17 protein-coding genes are annotated in these 18,781 nt (G+C 74.7%); 8 read left to right on the forward strand and 9 right to left on the reverse strand.

Translation table 11 applies throughout. The annotated features are described in order from the left end of the window. Window positions 1-1,224 (forward strand): DUF349 domain-containing protein (locus HLV61_RS21380; RefSeq protein ID WP_369259135.1); only part of this gene is annotated, 1,224 nt, incomplete at its 5' end. A gap of 73 nt (window positions 1,225-1,297) precedes the next feature. Here HLV61_RS21380 and miaB read toward each other — a convergent pair. Next, window positions 1,298-2,749, reverse strand: coding sequence for a tRNA (N6-isopentenyl adenosine(37)-C2)-methylthiotransferase MiaB (gene miaB, locus HLV61_RS21385; protein ID WP_369259137.1), 1,452 nt, complete (start codon window positions 2,747-2,749; stop codon window positions 1,298-1,300). A gap of 135 nt (window positions 2,750-2,884) precedes the next feature. Between miaB and HLV61_RS21390 the strand changes: the two genes are divergently transcribed. The 5 genes from HLV61_RS21390 (at window position 2,885) to HLV61_RS21410 (ending at window position 6,887) form a co-directional block, all read left to right on the forward strand. Continuing rightward, window positions 2,885-3,640: an amino acid ABC transporter ATP-binding protein gene (locus tag HLV61_RS21390; protein WP_369259139.1), complete on the forward strand. Its 756-nt coding sequence runs from the start codon at window positions 2,885-2,887 to the stop codon at window positions 3,638-3,640. A gap of 23 nt (window positions 3,641-3,663) precedes the next feature. Then, the gene (locus tag HLV61_RS21395) at window positions 3,664-4,554 is read left to right on the forward strand and encodes a glutamate ABC transporter substrate-binding protein (RefSeq protein ID WP_369259141.1); all 891 of its coding nucleotides are present in this window, start codon (window positions 3,664-3,666) and stop codon (window positions 4,552-4,554) included. Window positions 4,555-4,636: 82 nt separating this feature from the next. Continuing rightward, complete coding sequence (locus tag HLV61_RS21400; protein WP_369259143.1) at window positions 4,637-5,287, forward strand: amino acid ABC transporter permease; 651 nt, start codon at window positions 4,637-4,639, stop codon at window positions 5,285-5,287. Next, entirely contained in the window at window positions 5,284-6,189 is a 906-nt protein-coding gene (locus HLV61_RS21405; RefSeq protein WP_369259145.1) for an amino acid ABC transporter permease, read from the forward strand. The genes HLV61_RS21400 and HLV61_RS21405 overlap by 4 nt, the downstream gene beginning before the upstream one ends. Before the next feature lie 119 nt (window positions 6,190-6,308). Beyond that, entirely contained in the window at window positions 6,309-6,887 is a 579-nt protein-coding gene (locus HLV61_RS21410; protein ID WP_369259147.1) for a hypothetical protein, read from the forward strand. A gap of 9 nt (window positions 6,888-6,896) precedes the next feature. Here HLV61_RS21410 and HLV61_RS21415 read toward each other — a convergent pair whose 3' ends face one another. From HLV61_RS21415 to HLV61_RS21450, 8 genes are all read right to left on the reverse strand, one after another. Continuing rightward, entirely contained in the window at window positions 6,897-7,586 is a 690-nt protein-coding gene (locus HLV61_RS21415; RefSeq protein ID WP_369259149.1) for an MBL fold metallo-hydrolase, read from the reverse strand. Window positions 7,587-7,664: 78 nt separating this feature from the next. After that, window positions 7,665-8,225, reverse strand: coding sequence for a regulatory protein RecX (locus tag HLV61_RS21420; protein WP_369259150.1), 561 nt, complete (start codon window positions 8,223-8,225; stop codon window positions 7,665-7,667). 182 nt (window positions 8,226-8,407) lie between these two features. Further along, window positions 8,408-9,439, reverse strand: coding sequence for a recombinase RecA (gene recA / locus HLV61_RS21425; protein WP_369259152.1), 1,032 nt, complete (start codon window positions 9,437-9,439; stop codon window positions 8,408-8,410). Window positions 9,440-9,632: 193 nt separating this feature from the next. Continuing rightward, window positions 9,633-9,827, reverse strand: a complete 195-nt coding sequence (locus HLV61_RS21430; protein ID WP_369259153.1) for a DUF3046 domain-containing protein — start codon at window positions 9,825-9,827, stop codon at window positions 9,633-9,635. A gap of 10 nt (window positions 9,828-9,837) precedes the next feature. Beyond that, window positions 9,838-10,494, reverse strand: a complete 657-nt coding sequence (locus HLV61_RS21435) for a hypothetical protein (protein ID WP_369259155.1) — start codon at window positions 10,492-10,494, stop codon at window positions 9,838-9,840. After that, window positions 10,491-10,940, reverse strand: coding sequence for a MarR family winged helix-turn-helix transcriptional regulator (locus HLV61_RS21440; protein WP_369259157.1), 450 nt, complete (start codon window positions 10,938-10,940; stop codon window positions 10,491-10,493). The genes HLV61_RS21435 and HLV61_RS21440 overlap by 4 nt, the downstream gene beginning before the upstream one ends. 193 nt (window positions 10,941-11,133) lie before the next feature. Further along, window positions 11,134-12,399 carry an MFS transporter gene (locus HLV61_RS21445; protein ID WP_369259159.1) on the reverse strand — a complete coding sequence of 422 codons (1,266 nt, stop codon included), beginning with the start codon at window positions 12,397-12,399 and terminating at the stop codon, window positions 11,134-11,136. A 7-nt stretch (window positions 12,400-12,406) separates the two neighbouring features. Continuing rightward, complete coding sequence (locus tag HLV61_RS21450; protein ID WP_369259161.1) at window positions 12,407-13,552, reverse strand: acyl-CoA dehydrogenase family protein; 1,146 nt, start codon at window positions 13,550-13,552, stop codon at window positions 12,407-12,409. A gap of 82 nt (window positions 13,553-13,634) precedes the next feature. On the opposite strand from HLV61_RS21450, the gene HLV61_RS21455 reads away from it, so the two are divergent. Continuing rightward, the gene (locus tag HLV61_RS21455; RefSeq protein ID WP_369259163.1) at window positions 13,635-14,051 is read left to right on the forward strand and encodes a VOC family protein; all 417 of its coding nucleotides are present in this window, start codon (window positions 13,635-13,637) and stop codon (window positions 14,049-14,051) included. Between the two features lie 58 nt (window positions 14,052-14,109). Further along, complete coding sequence (locus HLV61_RS21460) at window positions 14,110-18,705, forward strand: ATP-dependent helicase (protein ID WP_369259165.1); 4,596 nt, start codon at window positions 14,110-14,112, stop codon at window positions 18,703-18,705. Window positions 18,706-18,781 lie beyond the last annotated feature (76 nt).

Here is an 18,781-nt window from a genome sequence, read left to right on the forward strand (position 1 = left end):
GCCGGGGTGTCGTCGGACCCCGCGCGGTGGGGGCGGGTCGACGAGGACGGCACGGTCTACGTGCGCACCGCCGACGGCGAGCGCGCGGTCGGCTCCTGGCAGGCCGGTGAGCCCGCCGCGGGCCTGGCGCACTTCGCCCGCCGCTACGACGACCTGGCCACCGAGGTCTCGCTGCTCGAGGCACGGCTCAAGGCGCACACCGGCAACCCCAACGAGCTCAAGGCCAAGGCGCAGGCGCTGGCCGACTCCATCCCGACCGCCACCGCCGTCGGCGACCTCGACGGCCTGGCCGCCCGTGCCCGCGCGATGGTCGGCACGGCCGACTCCGCGGCCGCCGAGTCACGTGCGGAGAAGGCCGCCGCCCGGGCCGCGCAGGTCGCCCGCAAGGAGGCGCTGGCCGCCGAGGCCGAGCAGATCGCCGCGGAGTCGACGTCGTGGAAGGCCTCCGGCGACCGGCTCAAGGCGATCGTCGAGGAGTGGAAGACCATCCGCGGGATCGACCGCAAGACCGACGAGGCGCTGTGGACGCGCTTCGCCGCCGCCCGCGACGCCTTCGGCCGCCGCCGCGGTGCGCACTTCGCCGCCCTCGACGCCCAGCGCGGCGAGGCGCGCGCGGCCAAGCAGGAGCTCATCGCCGAGGCGCAGCGCCTGGCGGCGTCGACCGACTGGGGTCCCACCAGCGCCGCGATGCGCTCGCTCATGGACCGCTGGAAGGCGGTGCCGCGCACCGGCCGCGACGGCGACGACGACCTGTGGAAGCAGTTCCGCGCCGCGCAGGACGTGTTCTTCAGCGCCCGCGCCGAGTCGGACAAGGTGCGCAACTCCGAGCAGCTGGCCAACCAGCAGGCCAAGGAGGAGCTGCTGGCCGAGGCGGAGAAGCTCGACCCCTCGACCGACCTGCGCAGCGCCCAGGCCGCGCTGCGCCGGATCCAGGAGCGCTACGACGCCATCGGCCACGTGCCGCGCGGGGCGATGCGCTCGCTCGAGGACCGCATGCAGGCCGTCGAGCAGAAGGTCCGCGGCGCCTCCGACGCCGGCCGGGTGCGCACCGCGCCGGAGAACCCGATGGTCACCTCGATGCGGGCCGCGGTCACCAAGGCCGAGGAGCAGCTGGCCAAGGCCGAGGCGGCCGGCGACGCCCGCCGGATCGAGGAGGCACGGGCGAACCTCCAGACCCGTCGCGAGTGGCTCGCCGAGGCCGAGAAGACCGCCTCCCGCAGGTGAGGCCGCACACGGCATAGGAAGCGATACGCACGTCCCGGCGCTCAGGACGTGCGTATCGCCTCCGATGCCTCGGTCAGACCGGGGCGCCGATGCGGGGCATGCCGAGGAGGACGCCGGGCGTGGTCGGGCGGGTGCCGGCCTCGTGCGCGTCGCCGGCCCGGGTGCGCCGGTGCGACAGCAGCGGGCCGTCGGCGACCAGGTGGTGCGGCGCGGCCGCCGTGACGACGGTCTCGACGACGTCGCCGGGCCGCACGCCCGCGCCCCCGGCGAAGTGCACCAGCCGGCCGTCGCGGGCGCGGCCGCTCATCCGGCCGGTGCGGGCGTCCTTGCTGCCCTCCCCCGCCGCGGCGAGCAGCTCGACCGTGCGACCGACCTGCGCGCGGTTCTCCGCCCAGCTGATCTCCTCCTGCAGCGCGGTCAGCCGCAGGTAGCGCTCCTGGACGACCTCCTTGGGCAGCTGGCCGTCCATCTCTGCGGCCGGCGTCCCGGGGCGCTTGGAGTACTGGAAGGTGAAGGCGCTGGCGAAGCGTGCCTGCCGCACCACCTCGAGGGTCTGCCGGAAGTCGGCCTCGGTCTCGCCGGGGAAGCCCACGATGACGTCGGTGGTGATCGCGGCGTCGGGCATCGCGGCGCGGACCCGGTCGATGATCCCGAGGTAGCGGTCCTGCCGGTAGCCGCGGCGCATCCGCCGCAGCACGTCGTCGGACCCGCTCTGCAGCGGCATGTGCAGCTGGTGGCAGACCGCCGGCGTCTGCGCCATCGCCTCGATGACGTCGTCGGTGAACTCGCGCGGGTGCGGGCTGGTGAAGCGGATCCGCTCCAGGCCGTCGATCCGGCCGGTGGCGCGCAGCAGGTCGGCGAAGGCGCCGCGGTCGCGGAACTCCACGCCGTAGGCGTTGACGTTCTGGCCGAGCAGGGTCACCTCGAGCACGCCCTGGTCGACCAGCGCCTGCACCTCGGCCAGGATCTCGCCGGGCCGGCGGTCCTTCTCCTTGCCGCGCAGCGCCGGGACGATGCAGAACGTGCACGTGTTGTTGCACCCGACGCTGATCGACACCCAGCCGGCGTAGGCCGAGTCCCGCTTCGCCGGCAGCGTCGACGGGAACACCTCGAGCGCCTCGGCGATCTCCACCTGCGCCTCGGCGTTGTGCCGCGCCCGCTCCAGCAACGCCGGCAGCGAGCCGACGTTGTGCGTGCCGAAGACGACGTCGACCCACGGCGCCCGCGTCACGATCTCGCCGCGGTCCTTCTGCGCCAGGCACCCGCCGACGGCGATCTGCATGCCCGGGTGCGCGTCCTTCACCGGGCGCAGGTGGCCGAGGTTGCCGTAGAGGCGGTTGTCGGCGTTCTCCCGCACCGCGCAGGTGTTGAGGACGACGACGTCGGCGTCCTCCCCCTCGGGAGCGGCGGCGTAGCCGGCGGCCTCGAGCAGCCCGGACAGGCGCTCGGAGTCGTGGACGTTCATCTGGCACCCGTAGGTGCGCACGCGGTAGGTGCGCTGCGGGCTGGCGACCTCGGTTCCCATGGCGCTGACGAGGGTACGGCGCGGCCCCGGTCACCCGCGGTGAGCGGTGCCGGTCACGTGGCGTGACCGGGTTCGTTACTGGTTCGTGATGCCGTCGGGACGTCGTCGTCCCCGCGCGGCCCTAGGGTCCAACGGGTGACCAGCCAGCAGACCGGAGGACCTCTCGTCCAGCTGACCGGCGTCAACAAGTGGTTCGGCGACCTGCACGTGCTGCAGGACATCGACCTCTCGATCGACCGCGGCGAGGTGGTCGTGGTCATCGGCCCGTCCGGGTCGGGCAAGTCGACGCTCTGCCGCACCATCAACCGGCTCGAGTCCATCGAGAAGGGCGAGATCTCGATCGACGGCCAGCGGCTGCCCGAGGAGGGCAAGCAGCTCGCCCGGCTGCGCAGCGACGTCGGGATGGTCTTCCAGAGCTTCAACCTCTTCGCGCACAAGACGATCCTCGAGAACGTCACGCTCGGCCCGACGAAGGTGCGCCGGACGTCGAAGGCCGAGGCCGAGAAGCGCGCCCGCGAGCTCCTCGAGCGCGTCGGCGTCAGCGCGCAGGCCGACAAGTACCCGGCGCAGCTCTCCGGCGGTCAGCAGCAGCGCGTGGCCATCGCCCGCGCCCTGGCCATGGACCCCAAGGTCATGCTCTTCGACGAGCCGACGTCGGCCCTCGACCCCGAGATGATCAACGAGGTCCTCGACGTGATGATCTCCCTCGCGCGCGACGGCATGACGATGATCGTCGTCACCCACGAGATGGGCTTCGCCCGCCGGGCGGCCAACCGGGTGGTGTTCATGGACGGCGGCCGGATCGTCGAGGCCGCCGACCCGGAGACCTTCTTCACCGCCCCGCGCTCGGACCGGGCGCGCGACTTCCTGTCCAAGATCCTCAACCACTGACCCACCCACGGGAGGACACACCCATGCGCACCACCCGCAGGATCGCGGCCTTCGCCGCCCTCGGCCTGACCCTGGCCGCCTGCTCCAGCGAGGCGGGCGAGCAGGCCGCGGAGGAGTCGGCCAGCGCCCCCACCGTCGCCGAGGACGTCGAGTTCCCCGAGGGCTCGACCATGGCCGAGATCGCCGAGGCGGGCACGCTCCGCGTCGGCACGAAGATCGACCAGCCCGGCTTCGGCCTGGCCAACACCGAGGGCACGCCCGAGGGCTTCGACGTCGAGATCGCCAAGATCATCGCCGCGGAGCTGGGCCTGTCGGAGGACCAGATCGAGTTCACCGAGACGGTCTCGGCCAACCGCGAGCCGTTCATCCAGCAGGACCGCGTCGACATCGTCGTCGCGACCTACACGATCAACGACGCCCGCAAGCAGGTCGTCGACTTCGCCGGGCCGTACTACGAGGCCGGGCAGGACATCATGGTCGCGGCGGGCAACCCCGAGGGCATCGAGGGCCCCGAGGACCTGGCCGGCAAGACCGCCTGCTCGGTCGAGGGCTCCACGCCGGCGCAGAACATCCGGGACAACTACCCGGAGGCCCAGCTGACCACCTACGACGTCTACTCCAAGTGCGCCGACGACCTGCGCAACGGCAACGTCCAGGCGGTGACGACGGACAACGTCATCCTCACCGGCCTGGTCGCCGGCAGCGAGGGCGCCTTCGAGCTGGTGGGCAACCCGTTCACCGAGGAGCCCTACGGCATCGGCCTGCAGCTCGGCGACACCGAGTTCCGCAACTTCATCAACGACGTCCTCGAGGAGTCGTTCGAGAACGGCTCGTGGGCCGACGCCTGGGACCGCACCGCCGGTGCGATCACCGGTGAGCCGGCGCCCGAGCCGCCGACGGTCGACCGCTACTGACCGCCCGGACCGTGCGGGGGCCGTCTCCGGCCCCCGCACGGCCCTCTGACGACGCAGACCCGGCGACGCCGGACGGAGGACCATGTCGTTCCTGGCCGAGAACTGGCCCGTCCTGCGGGACGCCTTCCTGACCACGCTGAGCCTGGCCCTCCTCTCGGGCCTGCTCTCCCTGGTCCTGGGCACCGTGCTCGTGGCGATGCGGGTCAGCCCCGTCGCCCCGCTGCGCGGCCTGGCCACCTTCTACGTCGAGGTGTTCCGCAACACCCCGCTGACGGTGGTCTTCTTCTTCCTGGTCTTCGGCATCGTCCAGATCGACCTGTCCTTCCCGAGCCGGTTCATCGCCGCGGTGAGCGCGCTGTCGCTCTACACCGCCGCGTTCGTCGCCGAGGCGCTGCGCTCGGGCATCAACGCGGTCCCGCCCGGCCAGGCGGAGGCCGCCCGTGCCCTGGGCCTGGACTTCCGCCAGACGCTGCGCCAGGTGGTCCTGCCGCAGGCCTTCCGGACGGTCGTGCCGCCGCTGGGCAACGTGTGGATCGCGCTGGCCAAGAACACCTCGATCGCCGCCGGCTTCGCCGTCAGCGACCTCACCGCGGCCCTCACCCGGCTGTCCAACGCCAACGCCGACGAGCTCGCGCTGGTCTTCGCCGCCATCGTGGTCGGCTACCTGGTCATCACGCTACCCTCGGCGGCGCTGTTCCGGCTGCTGGAGCGACGGGTGGCGATCGTCCGATGAGCGCCTCGAGCGTCCTGTTCGACCTCCCCGGCCCGCGGGCCCGGCGCCGCCAGCGGATCGGCTCCGTCATCGGACTGCTGGTCGTCGCCGGCCTGATCGCGCTGGCACTGTGGCGGCTGGGCACCAACGGCCAGCTCGAGGGCTCGCGGTGGGCGATCCTCTTCGACACCCGCACCAACGTGCCGCAGCGGCTGCTGTCGGCCCTGGTGGACACCCTCAAGGTGGCGGCGGTCGGGATGGTCGCGGCCACGGTCCTCGGCGCCCTGCTGGCGGTCGGCCGGCTGTCGGACCACCTCTGGGTGCGGATCCCGGTGACGGTGGTCGTGGAGTTCTTCCGCGCCGTCCCGCTGCTGGTGCTGATCCTCTTCTGCCTGCTGTTCCTGCCGGTCATCGGCATCCCGACCAGCGCCTTCTTCGCCCTGGCGCTCGGGCTGACGCTCTACAACATGGCCGTCCTCAGCGAGATCTTCCGCGCCGGGATCCTGTCGGTTGACCGCGGTCAGCGGGAGGCGGCCTACGCCCTCGGCATGCGCAAGTCGCAGGTCATGGCGCTGGTGCTCGTGCCGCAGGCGGTGCGCCGGATGCTGCCGGTGCTGGTGGCCCAGCTCGTGGTGCTGCTCAAGGACAGCTCGCTGGGCTTCATCGTCGCCTACCCCGAGCTGCTGCGGACCGCGCGCAGCCTGGTCGAGACGCTCAACTTCCAGTTCGGGCCGATCTACACCTTCCAGCTCTACGTGGCGGCCGGCGTCATCTACATCGTGGTGAACGTGCTCCTGTCGTGGCTGGCGCGGGTCGTCGAGCGGCGCACCCAGCGCAGCGCCAAGGCGGCCGCGGTCGACGACGTCGAGCTGCCGGCCGACGTGCAGATGGGTGGCGGCGGCGGGATGGTCACCAAGGTCTGACCCCGCCGCCCACGACCGCACGGACACGGGACGGTCACGGCGCGTCCCGCCCGTACCGCCGCCCGCGCGCACCCCGGCGGGCGGTCATGGCGGGCGGGCCGGCTGCCGAGAGGACCGTCGTGGACACCGCTCTCCGCCCCGTCGTGCCGCCGCTGCCCTCCGTGGTGCGCCTGCCCGACGGTCAGGTCGACGCCGCCCAGGAGTTCGTGAACCGCCTGCGCGCGGCCGCACCCCAGTTCGCGATCGCCGCCGGTGCCGGGTCCGCCGTCGTCCGCGAGGCCGTGCCGCCGGCGCGGCACCGCCGGGCGCGCTGCCGGATCGTCCTGCGGAGCGCCGACGGCGGCGAGCGGGACCTGACCTTCCTCGGCCCGGTCAGCCGGCCGGCCGTGCTGCCCGACCGCACCTTCGAGCAGCAGATCCAGCAGTGGCTGGCCGCCCGGCCCGAGGGCGGGAGCGCCGGCCTGGTCGCCGACGACGAGGCGCCCGACGGCGTCGCCGTGGACCTGACCGCGTGGACGGCACCGGCACCGGCACCGACTCCGGCACCGGCACCGGCTCCCGCATCGACTCCGGGGACGAGCCTGCCGACCCAGGCGATGCCCCTCCTGGTGGCCGGCGGCGCACCTCCTGCGGCGCGCGGGACGACGGCGGCCGGCCTGCCCACCGAGGTCATGACAGCGGTCCCGGTCGCCGGCTGACCGGCCGGTTCAGCCGAAGGGATCGGTGGCCGCGCGCAGCGCGGCGGCCGCACCCCCGGCGAGCGGCCGGCCGTGGCCGGGACAGACCACGTCGGCCTCCAGCGCGGCCAACCGCTGCAGCGAGGTCCAGGCCTGCGCCCGGTCGGTGTTGAACGGGCCCAGGATCAGGTCGCCGCCGGACTCCGCGACCGTGTCGCCGGTCAGCAGGACGCCCGCCTCGGGCAGGTGGACGGCGATGCTGCCCGGCGTGTGGCCCGGGACGCCGAGCACCACCGCTCCCCCGTCGAGCACGTCCCCGTCCCCGGCCGGCTGCACCGGCCGGCAGGCGGGTGCCGGCGACACGTCCGCCGAGGCACGGGTGAAGAGCTCCTCCTCCGCGGGTGTGATCACCGGCTCCGGACCCGGCCGGTCCCGGCGCACCACCGGCGCGTCCGCCGCCCCCACGACCACCGGCGCGCCGTTCCAGGCGTGCACCGCGGCCGCCGAACCGCAGTGGTCGTCGTGGAAGTGGGTCAGCACGACGCGACGCACGTCCTCGCGTCGCAGGCCGAGACCGGTCAGGGCCTCGGCGATCATCGGAGCACTGCCCGGCAGGCCGGTGTCGACCAGGGTGACGCCGGAGTCGTCACGCCAGAGGTAGGCGTTGCTGATGCCGAGCTCCAGCAGGTACAGGCCCGGGACGATCTGCGGAACGCTCATGCCGGGACGCTAGGGCCGCCCGGGTGCCTGCTCCGCGTGTTGTCCGCGCACAGCGCAAACGACGGGCGGCGGGTGCGCTCAGCCGTCCTCGGCGTCCCAGCCGGGCTCGCCGGCGAGGTCGGGGTCCGGGTCGCCCGAGGCCGCCTCGTCGAGGACCTCGCGGACCACCGCGGCGGCCAGGCCGCCGTTGTAGCCCTTGCGGGCCAGCATCCCGATCAGGCGGCGGGTGGCGGTGGCCCGGTCCACCCGGTGCAGCGCCCGGAAGCGCCGCTCGACCAGGTGCCGGGCGGAGGCCCGTTCGTCCTCGTCGTCGACCTGGGCGAGCGCCTGCTCGGCGTCCTCGCCGTCGACGCCCTTGGCGCGCAGTTCCGCCCGCAGCGCCCGGCGGGCCAGGCCCCGGCCGGCCTGCCGGGACGTGACCCAGGCCCGGGCGAAGGCGGCGTCGTCGATGAGGCCGACCTCGCCGAACCGGTCGAGGACGGCGGCTGCGGCGTCCTCGGGGACCCCGCGCCGCTCGAGCAGGTCGGCCAGCTGCTGACGCGTCTTCGCCGCACCGGTCAGCGCCCGCAGGCAGATCGCCCGGGCCACCGACTCCGGATCACCCGGGTCCTCGGCAGCGGCGGCGCGGGGACCGCCCACACCGGGTGCGGCGTCGGGGTCGGCGGCGGGCGGACCGTCCGGGTCAGGGGACGGCCCGGCCCGCCGCCGGGAGCGGCCGGCGCGGTCCCGGGGACCGCGACCACGCCGGCCGGGGAGTCGGTCGGACTGCTCGGGGTGGGCCCACTCGGAGCTCGAGCCGGACCAGCCGGTCACGACGTCGCTCAGAAGTCGGCCGGGTCGGCGGCAGGCGCGTCGACCTGCGGGCCGATGCCGAGCTTCTCCTTGATCTTCTTCTCGATCTCGTCGGCGAGGTCGGGGTTGTCCCGCAGGAAGTTGCGGGCGTTCTCCTTGCCCTGGCCGAGCTGGTCGCCCTCGTACGTGTACCAGGCACCGGACTTGCGGACGAAGCCCTGCTCCACGCCGATGTCGATCAGGCCGCCCTCGCGGCTGAAGCCGGTACCCCAGATGAGGTCGAGCTCCGCCTGCTTGAACGGCGCGGCGACCTTGTTCTTGACGATCTTGACGCGGACCCGGCTGCCGACGGCGTCGGTGCCCTGCTTCAGGGTCTCGATGCGGCGGATGTCGATCCGGACCGAGGCGTAGAACTTCAGCGCGCGGCCACCGGTGGTGACCTCCGGCGAGCCGTAGACGACGCCGACCTTCTCCCGCAGCTGGTTGATGAAGATGCAGGTCGTGCCCGAGTTGCTGAGCGCACCGGTGATCTTGCGCAGGGCCTGGCTCATCAGCCGGGCCTGCAGGCCGACGTGGCTGTCGCCCATCTCGCCCTCGATCTCGGCGCGGGGCACGAGAGCGGCCACGGAGTCGACGACGATGAGGTCGAGCGCGCCGGATCGGATCAGCATGTCGGCGATCTCGAGCGCCTGCTCACCGGTGTCGGGCTGGCTGACCAGGAGCGCGTCGGTGTCGACGCCGATGGCCCGGGCGTACTCCGGGTCGAGCGCGTGCTCGGCGTCGATGAACGCGACGATGCCGCCGGCCGCCTGGGCGTTGGCGACCGCGTGCAGGGCGACCGTGGTCTTGCCCGAGGCCTCCGGGCCGTAGATCTCGACGACGCGGCCCCGCGGCAGGCCGCCGACTCCCAGGGCGATGTCGAGGGCGATCGAGCCGGTCGGGATGACCCTCATGGCGACCTCGGGCGAGTCGCCCAGGCGCATGACGGAACCCTTGCCGAACTGCTTGTCGATCTGGGCGAGGGCCATGTCGAGGGCCTTGTCGCGGTCGAGCGTTGCCATGGAGCTCACCTTCGGGAAGTCGCGTGTCGTGGAGTCGATGCGGTGTCGGAGGCGACGCTAGGCCGGGGGTCTGACACTTTCCGGTGACCGACTCGACCTGTGGAGGGACGACCTCCCTGTGGACCGGCTGCCACTGTAGGGCGAACACGTGTTCGAGTCGAGCGACACGCCGTCACGCCCGACGACGGGCGGCTCAGCGGTCCTTCGGGGGCACCTCGTACTCCTCGCAGATCGCCAGCCACACCCGGCGCACCGGCACGCCCGCGTCGATCGCCTCGACGGCGGAGCGGCCGCCGAGGACGGCGAACACGTGGTCGCGCGCCACGCTGTGCGCCCGCATCGACCCGAACTGGGCCTCCAACCGGGACCAGAACTCCTGCAGGCGCACGTCCCCGACGCTAGCGCGCGTCCCCGTCGGCGCGTGCGGCCCCATCGGTCCGGGCGGCGTGCCCGGCGAGCCCGGCGCGCAGCCGGCGGACCAGGGCCGCAGGGTCGTCGGCGGCCAGCCGCAGCTCGGTCACGGGCTGCCCGTGGGTCCGCGCGAGCGGCAGCACCAGCGGCGTCCGCAGCTCGACGTCGACCTGCGTCGACGCCAGCACCGTCACCGACACCGCGCGCCGCCCGCCCTCCTCCTCGACGACGACCGTGCGCGACCCCTCGACGCTGCGCCGCCGGACCCGCACCGCGGCGATCTCCGCCCACGGGACCGGGACGTCGATGGAGGACCCCGAGCGCACCCGCAGGCCGTCGTCACCGACGCTGTGCGGGTACACCCTCATCGACGCGAGCAGGCCGATCATCCACACCAGGCCGTAGACCCCCACCACGAGCAGTGCGACGCGCGCCGACTGCCACGGCAGGAGCCAGTCGACCAGCGGGATCTCGATCGCCGACAGCACGACGAAGGTCCACAGCACCGGCGTGACCGCCGAGGCGTACGGGAAGGCGTCGGCGCCGGCCGGCACGTCCGGGCGGCGCCGCACCCAGCGCCACAGGCTGCGCCACATCCCGACCTCGAAGGCGACCGCCTTGCGGAGCAGCCCGGCCACGGTCACGACGCCGCTCCGCCCGGGACCAGCGCCCGCAGCCGCTCGAGGACCTCGTCGAGCGCGGACACCAGCCCGTCGAGTCGCTCGGGCGACAGCCCGCCGAAGAGCTGCTCGGCGAGCCCTGCCTGCCCGGCCGCCATCTCGGCCAGCAGCCCCTCGGCGGAGGCGGTCAACGTGACCAGGGTGGCCCGCCGGTCGGTCGGGTGCGGCTCCCGGGTGACCAGGCCGGCCCCGGCCAGCCCGTCGACCAGCCCGGTGACGTTGCGGGCGCTGACCCCGAGCGCGTCGGCGAGGGCCCGCTGCGTGCTCGGGCCGGCGGCGCGCAGCCGCCACAGCAGCGTCGTGCGCGCGACGGTGAGCCCGGCGGCCGTGAGCGACGTCGTCATGTCCCGGCCGAGCAGGACGGTGACCTCGAGGACCCGGTCCAGCGCGGCGATCCTGGGGTCCGTCATCGTGAACCTCCTACACCGTGAAGTTACTTCACGGTATCAGGACGGCTAGGCTCGTGTCGTGTTCCCCAGCACGGGCTCGGCGACCTGGGACGTCGTCCTCGAGATCGGCATCGCGCTGTGCATGCTGGTCACGCTCGTGGTGCTGTGGCGCAACATGCGCGGCCACTGAGCGAGCGGGCCACCGAGCCGACGGTCAGCGCCGGACCCACACCAGCGCCAGCGGGACCACCAGCACCGCCGACACGCCGGCCACCAGGCCGAAGCCGCCGAGGGCCAGCAGCGGCCCGCCGACGGCGCCGGCGACGGCGGCACCCAGCCCCATCAGCAGGTCGGTGCCGCCCTGCGCGGCGGGCCGCACCTCCGCCGGCACCGACTCGGTGACCAGCGTCGAGCCCGCGATCAGCCCGCACGACCAGCCGAGCCCGAGCAGCAGCAGGCCGACGCCCAGCCGCCCGGCGGCCTCGGGCGGGGCGGTGCCCGCGATGCCCGCGGCGGCCAGGAGCAGCAGGCCGCCCGCGGCGACCGTCGCGCGCCGGCCCGCGCGGTCGGCGAGCCATCCGACCAGCGGGCTGAACAGGTACATCCCGGCGACGTGCACGCTGATGACCAGCCCGACCAGCCGCAGCGTCGTCCCGTCGTCGTGCCCCCCGGCGTGCCCCATGTGCACCGGGGTCATCACCATCACGCCGACCATCACCGCGTGGGAGACCACGACGGCGACGACGCCGAGGCGACCGCCGCGGTCGGCCCACACCGCGGCCAGCGCGTCCCGGGTGGCCCGCCGCGGGCGCACCGGTGCCGGGCCGGCGCCGTCGCGCAGCCGCCGGGCCAGCAGCAGCGGGTCCGGGCGCAGCGCGAGCCGCAGCCCGACCGCGACGACGGCGAGCACCGCGGCCGAGAGGACGAACCCGCCGGCGAGCGCGGGCAGCCCCAGCGCGCGGCCCAGGTGGGCGCCGGGCTCGGCGAGGTTGGGTCCGACCACCGAGCCGACCGTCGTCGCCCAGACCACCAGGGACAGCGCCCGGCCGCGCCGCTCCGGAACGGCGAGGTCCGCGGCGGCGTAGCGCGCCTGCAGGCTGCAGGCGGTGGCGGCGCCGAAGGCGAACAGCCCGGCCAGCAGCAGCGGCAGCGACGACAGCGCCGCCGCGACGACGGTGAGCACGGCGCCGCCGACCGCGACGGCGTACCCGGCGGCCAGCCCGACCCGCCGCCCGCCGCGTTCCGACAGCCGCGCGAGCGGGACGGCGAGGACCGCGGCGCCCAGCACGCCCGCCGTCTGCCCCAGCCCCGCCGCGGCGTCGGTGCCGGCGACGTCGCGCGCCAGCAGCCCGCCGACGGTGATCCCGACGGTGACACCCAGCCCGCCGAGGGCGACGGCACCGGACAGGACGCCGACCGTCCGCCGCTGGACCCGCTCGACGTCGAGGACGACACCGGTGGTCCCGGGCCCGGTCGTCACGGCCGGCTCACAGGCCCATGGAGCGGCCGATGATCTCGCGCATGATCTCGTTGGTGCCGCCGTAGATCGACTGCACGCGGGCGTCGCGCCAGGCCTTCGACACCGGGTACTCGTCCATGTAGCCGTAGCCGCCGTGCAGCTGCAGGCACCGGTCGGCGACCTTGTTCTGCAGCTCGCTCGTCCAGTACTTGGCCATCGCCGCGTCGACGGCGGTGAGCTCGCCGGTGCCGAGCTGGCGCACGCACTCGTCGACGAAGGTCCGCGCGATCGTCGTCTCGGTGTGCAGCTCGGCGAGGACGAACCGGCTGTTCTGGAAGCTGCCCACCGGCCGGCCGAAGGCGGTGCGGCCGGTGACGTACTCGCGGGTCTGGGCGAGCACCGTCTCGCAGGCGGCCACCGCGCCCACCGCGATCGACAGCCGCTCCTGCGGCAGGTTCTCCATCAGGTGGGCGAAGCCGCGGTTCTCCGTGCCGAGCAGGTTCTCCGCCGGCACCCTGACCTCGTCGAAGAACAGCTCGGCGGTGTCCTGCGCCTTGAGGCCCACCTTGTCGAGGTTGCGGCCGCGGGTGAAGCCGGGCATGCCCCGCTCGACGACGAGCAGGCTGGTGCCGCGCGAGCCGGGGGCGCCCGGGTCGGTGCGGGCGACCACGATCACCAGGTCGGCGTTGATGCCGTTGGTGATGAACGTCTTGGCGCCGTTCAGCACCCACGAGTCGCCGTCACGGCGCGCGGTGGTGCGGATCGACTGCAGGTCGCTGCCGGTGCCGGGCTCGGTCATGGCGATGGCCGTGATCAACTCGCCGCGGCAGAAGCCGGGCAGCCAGCGCGCCGCCTGCTCCTCGGTGCACAGGTCCCGCAGGTAGGGGGCGACGACGTCGTTGTGCAGGCCGAAGCCCAGGCCGCTGGCGCCGACCCGGGTGACCTCCTCGTCGAGGACGGCGTTGTAGCGGAAGTCGCGGACCCCGCCGCCGCCGAAGCGCTCGTCGACGTCGAAGCCGAGCAGGCCCTGCTCGCCGCCGGAGAGCCACACCTCGCGCGGGACGACGCCGTCGCGCTCCCACTGGCCGTGGAACGGGGCGACGTTCTTCTCCAGCCACGTGCGGACGGTCTGGCGGAGGTCCTCGTGCTCGACCTCGTAGAGCGAGTGGCGCATGCCCGGCAGTGTGCCGCACCGCACTCCCGGGACGGCACTCGTCCGCCGGGCGGGACCGCGGATCCCGCCGCATGCTCGCGCCGTGCCCATCCCCACGCGCTCCTTCGCCCACGTCCGGCTGACCGTCACCGACATCGACCGGTCCCGCGCCTTCTACGACGACGTCTTCGGGCTGCCCGTCGCCTTCGAGGTGCCCGCAGACGCCGACGACGCGACCCGCGAGCAGCTGGCCTTCCTCTACGGCGGCGTCATCTACGCCCTCGGCGACCAACTGCTCGGGCTGCGGCCGGTGAGCGCGGACTCCTTCGACGAGGACCGCACGGGCCTCGACCACGTCAGCTTCGCCGTCGACTCCCGCGCCGACCTCGACGCCGCGGCCGCGATGCTCGACGAGCGGGGCATCGCGCACGGCGGCGTGAAGGACATCGGCGCCGGTGCCATCCTGGAGTTCCGCGACCCCGACGGCATCGCGCTGGAGCTCTTCGCCCGGGCCGGGTGACCGGGCCCGCCATCGGCGCAGGCCAGCGGACTGTCGTACCCGCGGGGACACTGGGACCGTGCCCGCTCTCGACCGGTTCTCCGCGCCCACGCGGGCCTGGTTCACCGGTGCCTTCGCCGAGCCCACGGCCGCCCAGGAGGGTGCCTGGCAGGCGATCAGCGGTGGTGAGCACGCCCTCGTCGTCGCCCCCACGGGGTCGGGCAAGACGCTGGCGGCCTTCCTGTGGTCCCTCGACCGGCTGGCCGGCACGCCGCCGGCCGACGAGAGCCGCCGCTGCCGCGTCCTCTACGTCTCCCCGCTCAAGGCGCTGGCCGTCGACGTCGAACGCAACCTGCGCGCGCCGCTGGCCGGCATCGGGCAGGCGGCGATGCGGCTGGGGCTGCCGCGCCCGGAGACCACCGTCGGCATCCGCTCCGGCGACACCCCGGCCGACGAGCGGCGTGCCTTCACCCGCCGGCCCACCGACATCCTCATCACCACGCCGGAGTCACTGTTCCTGATGCTGACCAGCTCCGCGCGGGAGGCGCTGCGCGGCGTGGAGACGGTGATCGTCGACGAGGTGCACGCCGTCGCCGACAGCAAGCGCGGCGCGCACATGGCCGTCTCCCTCGACCGGCTCGACGAGCTGCTGGACCGGCCCGCGCAGCGGATCGGCCTGTCGGCCACGGTGCGCCCCATCGAGGAGGTCGCCACCTTCCTGGCCGGTGGGCGGCCGGTGCAGGTCGTGCAGCCGACGTCGGTCAAGCAGTGGGACCTCTCGGTGGTCGTGCCGGTCGAGGACATGAGCGCCCTCGGCCAGCCCACCGGTGAGCTGGAGGGCTCGGCGGCCGGCGACCAGCCGCGGACGTCGATCTGGCCGGCGGTCGAGGAGCGGGTGCTCGACCTGGTCGAGGCGCACCGCAGCACCATCGTGTTCGCCAACTCCCGGCGGCTGGCCGAACGGCTGACCAGCCGGCTCAACGAGATGTCCTACGAGCGCACCACCGGCGAGGTCGTGCCCCCGGGCACCAACGCCGCCGCACTCATGGCCCAGGCCGGCTCCGGCGGGGGCACGCCGGAGGGCTGGCAGCCGGTCGCCGCCGCCCACCACGGGTCGGTCTCCCGCGAGCAGCGCGCCGTCGTCGAGGAGGCGCTGAAGTCCGGCCGGCTGCCGGCGGTGGTGGCGACGTCCTCCCTCGAGCTCGGCATCGACATGGGCTCGGTCGACCTCGTCGTCCAGGTCGAGTCGCCGCCCACCGTGGCCGCGGGCCTGCAGCGGGTCGGCCGCGCCGGGCACCAGGTGGGCGCGGTGAGCCGCGGCGTGCTCTTCCCCAAGTACCGCGGCGACCTCGTGCAGTGCGCGCTGGTGGCCGAGCGCATGAAGGCCGGCGCCATCGAGTCGATCCGCTACCTGCGCAACCCGCTCGACGTGCTCGCCCAGCAGATCGTGGCGATCGTGTCGGAGGGCCCGCGCACGGTCGAGGAGGTCGGCGCGCTGCTGCGCCGGTCGGCGCCGTTCTCCGGCCTGCCCGACACCGCGCTGCACGCCGTGCTCGACATGCTGGCCGGCCGCTACCCCTCCGACGCGTTCGCCGAGCTGCGGCCGCGGCTGACCTGGGACCGGGTCACCGACACCCTCACCGCACGCAGCGGCGCCCAGCGGCTGGCGGTCACCAGCGGCGGCACCATCCCCGACCGCGGCCTGTTCGGTGTCTTCCTGGTGGGCGGCGAGGGAGCCGGCGGACGCCGCGTCGGCGAGCTCGACGAGGAGATGGTCTACGAGTCGCGGGTGGGCGACGTCTTCCTGCTCGGCTCCTCGTCGTGGCGGATCGAGGAGATCACCCACGACCGCGTGCTGGTCTCCCCCGCCCCCGGCCAGCCCGGGAAGATGCCGTTCTGGCACGGCGACGCCCCCGGCCGGCCGCTGGAGCTGGGCCGGGCGCTCGGCGCGTTCCTGCGCGAGGTCGGGTCGGCGACCCCGGAGAAGGGGCGCGAGCGGGCGCAGGCCGCCGGTCTCGACGACTGGGGCGCGGCGAACCTGCTCGCCTACCTCGCCGAGCAGAAGGCGGCCACCGGCCACCTCCCCGACGACCGCACGCTGCTGGTCGAGCGGTTCCGCGACGAGCTCGGCGACTGGCGACTCGTCGTGCACTCCCCCTTCGGCGCGCAGGTCAACGCCCCGTGGGCGCTGGTACTGGCCGCGCGGCTGCGGGAGCGCTACGGCGTCGACGTCGCCTCCATGCACTCCGACGACGGCATCGTGCTGCGGCTGCCCGACACCACCGGCGAGCCGCCGGAGGCCGACCTCGCCGTCCTCGACCCCGACGACGTCGAGCGCGAGGTGACCGCCGAGGTCGGCAGCTCCGCGCTGTTCGCCAGCCGGTTCCGCGAGTGCGCCGCCCGCGCGCTGCTGCTCCCCCGCCGCGACCCGCGCCGGCGCACCCCGCTGTGGCAGCAGCGCCAGCGCGCCGCCCAGCTGCTCAGCGTGGCCAGCGAGTTCTCCTCCTTCCCCATCACGCTGGAGGCCGCGCGCGAGGTGCTGCAGGACGTCTACGACGTCCCCGGCCTGGTCGAGCTGATGCGTGACGTCCGCTCCCGCCGGGTGCGCGTGGTCGACGTCCAGACCCAGGCCGCCTCGCCCTTCGCCCAGTCGCTGCTCTTCGGCTACGTCGGGCAGTTCCTGTACGAGGGCGACGCCCCGCTGGCCGAGCGGCGGGCGCAGGCGCTGGCGCTGGACACCGGCCTGCTCGCCGAGCTGCTCGGCCGCTCGGAGCTGCGCGAGCTGCTCGACGCCGAGGCGCTCGCCGAGGTCGAGCGGGAGCTGCAGCGGCTGCCGGCCGAGCGGCACCCCCGCGACGTCGACGGCGCCTCCGACATGCTGCGCGGCCTCGGCGACCTCACGCCCGCCGAGGCGGGCCTGCGCGGGATCCCGGCCGCCTGGCTCGAGGAACTCGTCGCCTCCCGGCGGGCCATCGTCGTGCGGATCGCCGGCGAGGAGCGGCACGTCGCCATCGAGGACGCCGGCCGGCTGCGCGACGCCCTCGGCACCGCCCTGCCCGTCGGGGTGCCCGAGGCGTTCACCGAGCCGGTCGCCGACCCGCTGGGCGACCTGGTCGGCCGCTACGCGCGCACCCACGGCCCGTTCCAGCCGGCCGAGGTCGCCGCGCGGCTCGGCCTCGGCATCGCGGTGGTCACCTCGACGCTGCAGCGGCTGGTGGGCACCGGCCGGCTGGTCACCGGCGAGTTCCGCCCGGGCGGCACCGGCCAGGAGTGGTGCGACGCCGAGGTGCTGCGCTCGGTGCGCCGCCGCAGCCTGGCCAAGCTGCGCCAGGAGGTCGAGCCGGTCCCGATCGGCACGCTGGCCCGCTTCACCCCGTCCTGGCAGTCGGTGGGCAGCCGGATGCGCGGGGTCGACGGCGTCCTCGCCGTCGTCGAGCAGCTGGCCGGCGCGCTGGTGCCGGCCAGCGCGCTGGAGTCGCTGGTGCTCCCCGGCCGGGTGCGCGACTACCGCCCGGCGATGCTCGACGAGCTGACCAGCGCCGGGGAGGTGCTGTGGGCCGGCGCCGGCGGGCTGCCCGGGGGCGACGGGTGGGTGAGCCTGGTGCCCGCCGACCTCGCGCCGCTGCTGCTGCCCGACCCGGTGGAGCTGCCGGAGGAGGGCGGTGTCGCGTTCGCCGTGCTCGAGCAGCTCGGCGCCGGGCAGGCGGTGTTCTTCCGGGGGCTGTCCGACCTCGTCGGCGCCACCGACGACGCCTCGCTGGCCGACGTCGTCTGGGACCTGGTGTGGGCCGGCCTGCTCACCAACGACACGCTCGCCCCGCTGCGCACCCGGCTGTCCGGCGGCGGCACGCACAAGCGGGCACCGGCGCCGCCGCGCGCCCGCGTGGACCGTCCCCGCTACGGCCGCGCCCGCCTCGGCCGCCCGGCGATGCCCACCCGCACCGGCCCGCCCACGGTGGCCGGCCGCTGGTCGCGGCTGCCCGAGCGCGAGGCCAACCCGACCCGGCGCACCACCGCCCGCGCCGAGGCGCTGCTCGAGCGGCACGGTGTGCTCACCCGCGGCGCGGTCATGGCCGAGCAGGTGCCCGGCGGCTTCTCCGCCGTGTACCCGGTGCTGCGGGCGTTCGAGGAGAACAACCGGGCGCGGCGCGGCTACTTCGTCGAGACCCTCGGCGCCGCGCAGTTCGGCACGGTCGGCTCGGTCGACCGGCTGCGTGCCTTTGCCACCCCCGACCGCGCGCCCGAGGGCGCGGTGGTGCTCGCGGCCACCGACCCGGCCAACGTGTACGGCGCCGCCCTCCCCTGGCCCGACCGCACCAGCGCCGCCGACTCCGCCGAGCAGGTGGCCGTCGACGTCGGCGAGGGCACCGGGAGCAGGCGGGCCAGCGGCCACCGCGCCGGGCGCAAGGCCGGTGCACTGGTGGTCCTGGTCGACGGCGAGCTCGTCCTCTACGTCGAGCGCGGCGGCAAGACGCTGCTGTCGTGGACCGAGGACGAGACCACCCTCAAGGAGGCCGCCACCGCACTCTCCGGCGCCGTCGCCGCCGGGGCGCTGGGGCGGATGGTCGTGCAGAAGGCCGACGGCGCCTCCGTGCACGAGGACACCCCCCTGTCGTCCGCGCTGCAGGCGGCCGGGTTCGCCGCCACCCCGCGCGGACTGCGTCTCCGGGGATGAGCCTGCGGGCTCGAGACTGCGGGCACGGGTTCCTGCGGCTGTCCGGCCGGGGACCCCGCGGTCCCGCGTACCGTGG

Origin of the sequence: Geodermatophilus amargosae (genome assembly GCF_041028265.1) — a bacterium.
Taxonomy (GTDB): Bacteria; Actinomycetota; Actinomycetes; order Mycobacteriales; family Geodermatophilaceae; genus Geodermatophilus; species Geodermatophilus amargosae_A.